Genomic DNA, 9,449 nt, shown 5'->3' with positions numbered 1-9,449 from the left:
ACAGGTTCGCGGCTCGACGCTCCGAGACGAACGTCTTGACTGGGAACATCGTTCGTCGGGTGACGCGGTCGCGTCACTCTTGCCCGCTGTGACTTCCAGCTACTGCTGAGATCTGACCAACAATCGTTTACCCAAGAGCGCTGCTGTATGCGGCGTTGCTGTCACTGCTGGTGAGTCGTGAGTTGTTGGATCTGGTCACCGAGCAGGCTGACGACGAGATCGTGTTTCCACCAGAACGCTGGGCGGCGACCTTCCGGTCGCACGCCCAGCTCATCCTCCACGAACTTGGTGAGTATCTCGGCTACTCGTCACCGCCGCTGCTGGAGCGGCTGATCGAGGACGCTCAGAAGATCCACCAACAACGACCGATCTTACAAGAGACACTCGCTACCGCTACACAACCGAGGTGTGAGTCTTAGCTAAAGACGAATGGTGGCTTTGCGTAATTCATCCCAGCGGCACGCAGTTTCCGGCTGAGATGAGCAGGATGATACGTGACGCCGTAGCGGTCTTCAATCAGCGCGTGAATCTGCTGTGGCGTCCACGGCTGGCCTTCTTCGAGTATCTCACACAACTCACCGAATTGTGCGGAGGTAAGCTTCGGCGGCCTGCCGCCGCCGAAGCGTGGACGCAGTTGGTCGATACCACCGTCATTCCACGCGCGAGCCCACCTGCGCGTCGTGGATCGTGAGATCCCGACGCGCTTGCCTGCCTCCTCGCGCGTATCACCCTGATAGAGATTCTTGATGTAGCAGAGCCGCCGGACGAGACGGGTCTCGTCCGCCTTCTGTGCGTCTGTGATTGCCTGTTCGAGTTTTTTTTCCGACAAGTGCTTCACCAACTGCCCTCGACGACTACTCTTCATCAAGAGATAGACGCGCTCTCAGGGCTCAACTCTTTCGCAGACCATTCGACGGCGAAGCCCATGATCAGCGTCCAGACGAGCATCGTGATGTCGATCTTCCGGTCACGCTGGACGACATCGCGCTCGCGCGCGATGTCTTCGATAAGCTCGGCGGGAAACAGGGAAGTCAACCGCCGTCGTATGGGATCCGGGGAAAGTTGCTTGAACACATTTTCTCCCCACGCGGTCTACCACGATAACTTCGTCAACAGAGCGCTGTCTGTCGGTTTCTCCGCTTAACCGGACACGGATGCTTCTCGCACGATTCCCTCGTCAACAGCGACTCCGAACTTCTCTTTCGCCATACCTATGATCATCTAAGAACAGCGTGCACCAAGTGTACGGCGTTTTCAATTCGTTAGAGCTGATTCAGAAAACTATGTGAACTCTTCTATGAAAGGCTCACAGTAGCAAGTGAAAACTGAGGCACATCCGACCGCAGTGCAGTCGGTGTACAGCTCGATTCAATTGTTACGATAGCGATGACGCCCAAACGTCACTCGCTGAACTGCATTCAACAATTCCGACCTAATCAGATTGTCGGTATAGAGTGTCTCTGTATCCAATATCGGGTTTTCTACCGCGTTATACGCCGTACTATATCGAGAGAGTATTAAACATAATTGAACAAGATAGATACTTTAGAAGAGAGATCCGTCTAACAAACGTACATCTATTATATAGTGGCAACAGCAGGGTCTCGTTCGTGGCTGTTAGATCGGGTAGTGGCCTTTACATAGACGACTTTCACTGGCTTCATGACGAACTCAGTCGTCACACGAGACTCTCAACGAAGTCAGAGGTCCTGAGCGCTACTTCTTTCCATCGAGATCATATTTCGAACGGTCAATCTGGGTATTAACTGTCGTCTCTTCGGTCACTGTCGGCGCAAATACACCCCTACATATGCGGGTTGTTCGCTCATAAAACAGTATGAGGTGTCGGGTGGCTCACTGTGGGAAGATCGCGGATACGCGGCGACGTTTTCCGAACGCTTTCGGTCCAGATAGTGAATGTTATTCAATGATCATAAACAGACTCATTCCGCAGTTACAGACGCTTTGAGGTCTGTATCTAGCACATACCAATCAAATATACTGATATATATCTCGTGCTAGATAATGTATTGTAGAACCAAGTAGTACATCTCAAACATACTGAGCCTGTCATAGAATGACTCTATGAAAATCCTGCAACTAAGCCCCTGGCGCGTGAATCAGACCAACAGGGGTTGGCAGAGATCGAATGAGAACTAGTGCAACAAGCACGCTAGAATGACTGGTCTTAGCGCTGTGATAGGACGAAGAATACTGTGCCACAGAGCACGCATAGGTGTCTCTCTGATTCACGCGTGATCAGCCCCAACGGAGGCCTTCAATGTACCTTGGAATCGACACCCACAAACGATACTCGCAGGTTGCCGTCGTGGACGACGACGGCAACCTGCAAGACGAGATTCGCTTGCCAAACGATCGTCTCTCTGAACTCGCCGAGGAATACGCTGGCAGTGAAGCTGCCATCGAAGCATCCGGTAACTACCGCCCGATCTACGAGATGCTCGACGAGCATCTCGACGTTACCCTCGTTAACCCATCAAAGAACCGGATCATTGCCGACGCGGCAGTCAAGACTGACCGCGTCGATGCGAAACGGCTCGCCCAGATGATTCGGGCAGATATGCTCGCCGAGAGCTACGTCCCACCGGACGAGATCCGCGTTCTGCGGGATCTCGTCCGGACGCGGAAATCACTCGTCGAAGAGCGGACAGCTGAGAAAAACCGCGTCAGAGCTGTCCTTACACGCACCGACAACACCTACGACAGCGAGTTGTTCGGCCCAACTGGCCGAGAGTTCCTGGCGGAACTCTCTCTCAGTGATGCTGATCGAGCGATCCTAGAGGCTCACCTCTCGGTGATTGACGCCTACGATGAGCAGATCGAGAAGATAGAGGAGAGGATCGAACGGAAGGTACTGGAATCGCCAGCAGCCCAACGGCTGCTGACGATTCCTGGTGTTGGGCAGTATACTGCTGCTGTCATCGTCGCTGAGGTCGGTGAAGTAGAGCGGTTTGATGAGGACAAACAGCTCGTGAGTTACGCTGGACTTGATCCAGTCGTTCACCAGTCTGGTGACAGAGAGGTGCGTGGAAGCATCAGCAAAGAGGGCTCAGCGCCGTTGCGCTGGGCCCTCGTCCAGTGTGCCAGCATAGCTGTCCGGTGTGACGAGTACCTCGGGAATTTCTACACACGGCTGAAACAGCGGAAGAACCACCAGATCGCAATCGTCGCAACGGCTCGGAAGATGTTGGTCTCGATTTTCCATATGCTCACGCGTAAGGAACCATACGATCCACCGGAGGTGAGTGCCTGAGCGATCCGACAGATCGCTCAGGCACGGGTTCGCCTTCCGTCCGCACAGCAACCGCTACCGCATTCACGAGTCCCCAGCCTATCGGATAACGAACCGGTCGGAAATCACTGCTGTCTGGTGATTCGCTGGCCTACATTTGGGTGAGCTGAAGCTCACCCCAATAATTATCATCAATCACCCGCTATTTCTCGTTGCAGGATTTTCGTAGGTCCATCTCATAGTTTCTCACAGCCCGGTTCGTTTCCTCGCTCGTAGTTGGTGATTGCAACGACAATCCGGAGACACAGTGCAAGGAACACTTCTATTCGTGCGTGGACGCGGCCTCGGGCGCGGACGTGCCCGAGGCCGCAGTCCTTGACTGCATCGTTGGTTCGTTCGGCTCCTGTCCGGTTGTTGTACGTCTCGTCCAAGATCGGTAGTTCCCATCAGGTCAGTGGATAGTCACAACTGACAGAGTTAGGTTCTCAGAAAGCGTCTGGATGGGTGTGCATAAGGTTTCTCTACCACCTAGACACGGTCCTTACGGCTTCAGACCTCGAAAGCTTAGTGTAGCTTCAACCGTGAATATACCTCTTTATCTCCTCAGAGCGCGTCTCTACTGGAATGGGGTCGAAGAAATACGTCGTTGAGCTGTCCGAGGAAGACCGCAATACGCTTGAGTGGTTCATTTCAACCGGTGAACGCAAGGCCGAGGATAACACACGAGCACGGATTCTGCTGAAAGCTGACGACGGTCTCACTGATGCGGCGATCAGTGAGCACGTCGGCTGTCATCCCAAGACGGTCTCCAACACGCGCAAAGCGTACGTTGAGCGAGGGCTCGCGGCGATTCATCGCCGCAAGCCCGACCGCGAGTACGAAGTCAAAATGGATGGCCACGCCGAAGCCCATCTTATTCGTCTCGCCTGTAGCGAACCCCCAGAAGGACATGCTCGCTGGACGCTACACCTCCTTGCCGACGAACTCGTGACCCTCGACGAGATCGACTTCGAGTCGATCTCTCACGAAACCGTCCGACAGCGTCTAAAAAAACACCCTGAAACCGCATCTCTCTGACTACTGGTCGATCCCATCCGAGAACGATGCTGACTTCGTCTACTACATGGAGGACGTTCTCGATCTCTACCACGAACCATACGACGAGAAACGCCCAGTCATCTGCTTCGACGAATCCAGTAAAGCACTCCGTGGCCACGAGAGCGACCCGCTCCCGGCGCGACCGGGAGCGGTCGCCCGTGTCGATCACCGGTACAAACGCAACGGGAAAGAACGGATTCACCTCGCCACGGAACCGTTGACTGGGTGGGTGAACGTCGAAGTCACCGAGCGACGACGTACCACCGAGTTCATCGACCGGATGGTCGAACTCGCGGATGACCACTACCCGGATGCCGACTGCATCCGGGTGGTGGTCGATCAGCTCAACACGCACAACCCTGCCGGCTTCTATCAGTTCTTCCCGCCAGATGAAGCGCAAGCGTATATTGATCGATTCGAGTTCCACTACACCCCAAAGAAAGGGAGCTGGCTGAACATGGCCGAAATCGAGCTGGGTGTGCTCAAACGCAAGTGTCTCGACCGACGAGTCTACCACGCAGCGATCCTCCGGTCGGAGGTCGCTGCGTGGCAGGAGCATCGCAATTCGGCTGACCGACTCATCGATTGGCAGTTCACCACCGATGACGCACGACTCAAGCTACGTCGGCTCTACCCGGTCGAAATTGAATTCGAAGACGACCAGCAAGTCGAGGGTTGAAGCTACACTTAGCGGTCAGCCTTCTGTTGGAGCTTCCACTCCCCGGAGTCGAAGCCGCAGTCTTCGACTCCGGGATCATCTGGGAAACAGTCACCCAAGCAGCCGTCGATCAGAAGTCGATCAAGGTCGTTACCGACACCACTCTGAAGACGTACTCTGACGACTACACGTTCGAGCAGTTGCACACTATTCCAGCTGACCAACTCGAAGCCGCTGTCAACGACCTGCTCGCTCAGCAAGTAACGATGATCCTCGGCCCGGCGCCGAGGATCATCTGCTTCGACTTCGTCGATATCCACTACCACGGCTGTCCCCACGCCGAAGCTGGTGAACTCTGCCACACAAAACCCCGCGATGGCACCAGCAAGTGCCATCGCTACCTCGCCGGATTCGTCCTCTGTCGAGCTAAACCACTTGTCGTCGCCATCACGCCCGTCCGTGGAGACGAACCAACAAGCGACGCGGTCGAGCGACTGCTCGACCACGTCGCGACCCTACCGTTCGAAGTCGCTGGACTCCTCGCCGACCGTGGATTCTACAACGGTACGTCGATCGAGCGACTGGATGCCACGGCACCAGTCGCTCTGCCGGTCATCCGCCGTGGGGAACAGATGGCCGAGAAACTGGACACAACGGTCCCCTACTGGACGGAGTACGTGATGTACGAGGGAAGCGAGCGGGAACTGCGCTTCCCGCTCGCGGTCTGTGTCTCCTACCAACAGGGGAACCGTGGCAAACACGGCCTGCTCGTTCGAGCGTACGTGGCGTGCGATCTGACCGATCGCACGCCCAAAGAAGTCGAATCCCTCTATGAGAAACGTTCAGCGATCGAGACAGCGTTCCGGACGATGCGCGAAGCGCGTGCGCGGACAAGTACAACTGATCCAGTTGTGCGGTTGTTGTTCGTCCTCGTGAGCTTCCTGTTGCGGAATCTCTGGTTGATTGTCCGATGGGGGGTGCTCGCCACGCCGCGACGCGGCGGGCGAGCACTCCCCGTCTGGTTCCGCTTCGAGGTGTTCCGGGAGTGGGTCGATCATACTCTTGACGACACCTTGGGTCGGAAGTGGGAAGCACCAACCAACGGTGTCGGAATCCCGGCGACCTACAGCGAGCTGGACGCGGGCTGAAGCTGCCCGCGTCCAGCGGTAGCCCTGTGTGTGAGCGACAGCTTCGCCTCGTAGCTGGACTGACGGCCCTCTCACTGGCGTGAGATCGCCGTCTTTGTTCGACTCATTGAATCGGTCGCTCCGATCTCGTTCATGTCTCTCCAGAAATCGAGTCAGCAATCAGGAACGATGGGAACTACCGAAGATGGATTGATTCAGCTGCACGTCCTCGCTGTGTTCCTCGATCCGATCTTCGACCCTGTACTCGATGTCTTTCGGGTCGTCAGTGTTTCGTGGGTTGTACGGGGCGACTGGCACGACCCCTGCGGCCAGCAGGTGGTCGTGCCAGTCGAGAATATCGTAGGCGCTGTCTCCAAGCATCCAAACCGGTGTATCGACGGCGAGCGCGTCACGCGTGACGCGCATCGCCGTCTCCTGATCCGCTTGCTTGGTTTGTGTGAACTCCGCTGCGATCGGGATCTTTGCGCCAGTTGAGACGAGTGTACAGCCAAAGCCGTAGTAGTATTTCTCGGCTGTTGGGTCGTAGTTCCACGAGGCAGCGTCGTTGTGTTGGATCGCTTCAACGTGGGTCGAATCGATGGAGTACGTTGAGTCGAGCAGGCCGCGGGCGGCGGCCTGCTTGACGAGTCTGTCGAAGACATCGTCAATAACGTGTTCGAGGTCAGTGAGAAAGCGGTCAATCGTGTCTCTGGATGGCGGTTTGTCGAGTCCGCAGCAGTACCAGGCGAGGCCGTGCTGGAGTTCTCGTGTAACCGGACGCGTGCCGTAGTCATCCTCGTAGTAGCAGTGCAGAAATCCGCGAAAGAGGTCTGGTGGTTTGTGAACTCGTGTTCGCCCCCTCGAAGCGGGGGCGAACACGTCGTACTCCAGCAGAAACTCGAACTCAAGATACTCAAACGGCGGTACTGTCTCGGTTGCCGCCGCATTCAAGAAGTCGTTGACTGAAGCTACATCTTGCAGGGTTGCGGTTGTGCTGGACACACTTTCCGCACCCTGCTACTTCGTACGTGACGCTTTCTATGACAGGCACTACTAGGGTGTGGGGATCTATAGTACGCCAGTGAAATGCGTTTCAGTCGCTATATAGAGATAGCAGTACCTCTCAGAGTAGTGCTAACTGAAATTTCGATACGGTACTCGAGACCTGCTACCATTTGATTGTGCTCTGGGTGTTGCCGACTTCGATCTAACGGCGCGCCGACTCATACGTTGTAATCACCGGGACGCATGGAACCCTCCAAAACGGTAAGCGCGAATACGACCAGTCTGAGGTGACTATGTTCATCAGTCTTCGGAAACTCCCTCGGAAGGACTGTCGTGATCCGTCTCGAGAAGTTGCTCACCGCCGCCAATTCGGTCCATGAGGTAGCGTCCAAGCCTCTGAGGCCAGAGGAGCATAATCAGGAGAAACAGTCCACCGAAGACGATACGGCCGAGTTCGGGATCCACGGCAGAGGAGCGGAGCTCGGCAGCGGGACTGATCAGGAATACACCGACGATTGGACCATACTACCTCCGGATCTAAGCAGAATGGCAGGAAAATTTATCACTCAACAAATCTGTGTATGCGCTATGCCAGAGACTATGAACTGTCTGCAGATCGAGCGATGGGGCGGTGACCTGCAATCCGCCGAACGACCGATCCCTGAACCGGGTGCTGGCGACGTGCTGATCGAGGTCGAAGCCACGAGTGTCGGCCTCACCGTCGGTCATATAATGAACGGTGACCTCGGAGACGCTGAAGGTGCCCTGCCCCGGATCCCGGGGCACGAAGTTATCGGACGGGTTCGCGAGTGTGGGCCCGGCGTTACACATCTGAAACCCGGAACGCCGGTGGGCGCGTACTTTTATTTGAACTGTGGACACTGCGGGCACTGTCGACGCGGCAACGAATCGCTCTGTGAGAGTCTAGGCGGATACGTGAGCGTTGATATCGACGGCGGATTCGCCGAGTACGTTCGACTGCCTGCGTCGAATGCGCTCACCCTTCCCGACGATATCGCCCCGATAGACGCTACGGTCGTTCCGGATGCCGTTGCGACGTCGTACCACGTCGCGAACCAGCGCGCGAACGTGACTCCAGGGGACGAGGTGTTGATCCTCGGCGCGGGGGGTGGTGTCGGGATCCATCTCGTTCAGATCGTTCAGTACTTCGGTGGGGACGTGGCGGCCGTTGATCGCGACCAGGCGGCGCTCGATCGATGTCGTGAACTTGGTGCGAAACGGACCGTCGATACGAGTCGTGACTCACTGTCGGCGGCGACCGAAGGCGTTGCCTTCGACGCGATCGTCGATTTCACCGGATCGATGGAACTTCTAGCAGAAGCGGAGAACCGTCTCGCTCAGCGAGGGCGACTGGTCAATCTCACTACGTTTCCGGGTCGGTCGCTAGACGTATCGCCACGATCACAGGTGTTCAACGAGACGGAAATAGTCGGCAGTCGGTACTGCTCGAAGTACGAGTTCGTCCGGTCGGCGGAACTCGTCGCCGATGGAACGATCGAACCCATCGTGACCGAAGTGGTTGAGATGGACGACGTACAGGGTCTCATCGACCGAATCCGTGCTGGCGATGTCCTGGGACGCGCGGCAATGACTCCGACGTGAGACCCACAATGTCACCAGCGAGAAAGTCACTCCGCCGCTCCCAGTCAAGTAATAGAGAGAGCGGTTGCCGCCGATACTGTCTATGGTCTGTTACCACGGACCGACAGTTTCCAGCGCTGGGTCGCTGAGGACCAGTCCCGATAACGTTGGAGGTCCATCGTCTCTACGGTCGCGTGGTTGACACTCTATTCGTTCGGGTCATTGTCCCAGTCGTGGGAGGACGTTCCACCCGCGAAGGACGCGAAGACGAGACAGCCGTAGTCGGCGTCGTCACTGTGATATTCCAGTGTGCTATGGAGCGTGACCATAAGCGTAGTCGCCAGATGTGAGCGTATGGCCGTGGATCTGCATCGTCCCGTCGACGATTATGACGGCATAGCCGAGGGGTGTGTATGCTCCGGTTCAATATACCCCTCGGGGAACCGAACGTGGAACTCCCGGTTGGACGCCGACCTCTACGGTCAACGTAGTCAGAATGAAACGGTAAACTCTTGCATTAAACGGAAATATGGCGCACTCGTCCGCTCACGACTCTGGTGGAAGCAATTCCGTGAACTCGTTGTCGGCTGTCTCACTCACAACATCGACAAGGCACTCTGAACATTAGATGCCTTGTTGAACGCAAGACAGCGCCGGGGTAGGGTCGATTGTTTGTAGTCTCACGCCGTCAGAAGCGCGTACGTGG

General features: G+C 56.2%; 7 protein-coding genes and 5 pseudogenes. 7 read left to right on the top strand and 5 right to left on the bottom strand.

The window, feature by feature from the left end; translation table 11 throughout:
* Window positions 1-134: 134 nt before the first annotated feature.
* A pseudogene (locus ACQUQ0_RS17310) lies at window positions 135-419 on the top strand (IS4 family transposase); the annotation flags it as partial.
* Here the strand turns inward: ACQUQ0_RS17310 and ACQUQ0_RS17305 are convergent.
* Complete coding sequence (locus ACQUQ0_RS17305) at window positions 416-865, bottom strand: helix-turn-helix domain-containing protein (RefSeq protein WP_435186977.1); 450 nt, start codon at window positions 863-865, stop codon at window positions 416-418. The pseudogene ACQUQ0_RS17310 and the gene ACQUQ0_RS17305 sit on opposite strands and share 4 nt — an antisense overlap.
* A gap of 23 nt (window positions 866-888) precedes the next feature.
* Window positions 889-1,074: pseudogene (locus tag ACQUQ0_RS17300) on the bottom strand (IS4 family transposase); the annotation flags it as partial.
* A 1,207-nt stretch (window positions 1,075-2,281) separates the two neighbouring features.
* On the opposite strand from ACQUQ0_RS17300, the gene ACQUQ0_RS17295 reads away from it, so the two are divergent.
* Complete coding sequence (locus ACQUQ0_RS17295; RefSeq protein ID WP_435186975.1) at window positions 2,282-3,274, top strand: IS110 family transposase; 993 nt, start codon at window positions 2,282-2,284, stop codon at window positions 3,272-3,274.
* A 215-nt stretch (window positions 3,275-3,489) separates the two neighbouring features.
* Here ACQUQ0_RS17295 and ACQUQ0_RS17290 read toward each other — a convergent pair.
* Window positions 3,490-3,687 (bottom strand): annotated as a pseudogene (locus ACQUQ0_RS17290) (transposase); the annotation flags it as partial.
* Window positions 3,688-3,877: 190 nt separating this feature from the next.
* On the opposite strand from ACQUQ0_RS17290, the gene ACQUQ0_RS17285 reads away from it, so the two are divergent.
* From ACQUQ0_RS17285 to ACQUQ0_RS17275, 3 genes are read left to right on the top strand one after another with little or no spacing between them, the layout of a single operon-like run.
* Window positions 3,878-4,330, top strand: a complete 453-nt coding sequence (locus tag ACQUQ0_RS17285; RefSeq protein WP_435186974.1) for a helix-turn-helix domain-containing protein — start codon at window positions 3,878-3,880, stop codon at window positions 4,328-4,330.
* The gene (locus ACQUQ0_RS17280) at window positions 4,311-5,030 is read left to right on the top strand and encodes an IS630 family transposase (RefSeq protein WP_435186980.1); all 720 of its coding nucleotides are present in this window, start codon (window positions 4,311-4,313) and stop codon (window positions 5,028-5,030) included. The genes ACQUQ0_RS17285 and ACQUQ0_RS17280 overlap by 20 nt, the downstream gene beginning before the upstream one ends.
* Complete coding sequence (locus tag ACQUQ0_RS17275) at window positions 5,000-6,157, top strand: ISH3 family transposase (protein WP_435186979.1); 1,158 nt, start codon at window positions 5,000-5,002, stop codon at window positions 6,155-6,157. The genes ACQUQ0_RS17280 and ACQUQ0_RS17275 overlap by 31 nt, the downstream gene beginning before the upstream one ends.
* Before the next feature lie 168 nt (window positions 6,158-6,325).
* Here ACQUQ0_RS17275 and ACQUQ0_RS17270 read toward each other — a convergent pair.
* Together ACQUQ0_RS17270 and ACQUQ0_RS17265 are read right to left on the bottom strand one after the other, a co-directional pair.
* Window positions 6,326-7,138, bottom strand: a pseudogene (locus ACQUQ0_RS17270) (transposase); the annotation flags it as partial.
* Between the two features lie 303 nt (window positions 7,139-7,441).
* Entirely contained in the window at window positions 7,442-7,606 is a 165-nt protein-coding gene (locus ACQUQ0_RS17265; protein ID WP_435186972.1) for a hypothetical protein, read from the bottom strand.
* A gap of 123 nt (window positions 7,607-7,729) precedes the next feature.
* Here ACQUQ0_RS17265 and ACQUQ0_RS17260 point away from each other — a divergent pair, with 123 nt between their 5' ends.
* Window positions 7,730-8,764 carry an alcohol dehydrogenase catalytic domain-containing protein gene (locus tag ACQUQ0_RS17260; RefSeq protein ID WP_435186970.1) on the top strand — a complete coding sequence of 345 codons (1,035 nt, stop codon included), beginning with the start codon at window positions 7,730-7,732 and terminating at the stop codon, window positions 8,762-8,764.
* A 429-nt stretch (window positions 8,765-9,193) separates the two neighbouring features.
* Window positions 9,194-9,364 (top strand): annotated as a pseudogene (locus ACQUQ0_RS17255) (IS5/IS1182 family transposase); the annotation flags it as partial.
* Between the last annotated feature and the right edge of the window lie 85 nt (window positions 9,365-9,449).

This window comes from Halobellus sp. EA9 (assembly GCF_051195055.1).
GTDB classification, from domain to species: domain Archaea; phylum Halobacteriota; class Halobacteria; order Halobacteriales; family Haloferacaceae; genus Haloquadratum; species Haloquadratum rubicundus.
This window is presented reverse-complemented; position numbering and strand designations above follow the sequence as displayed.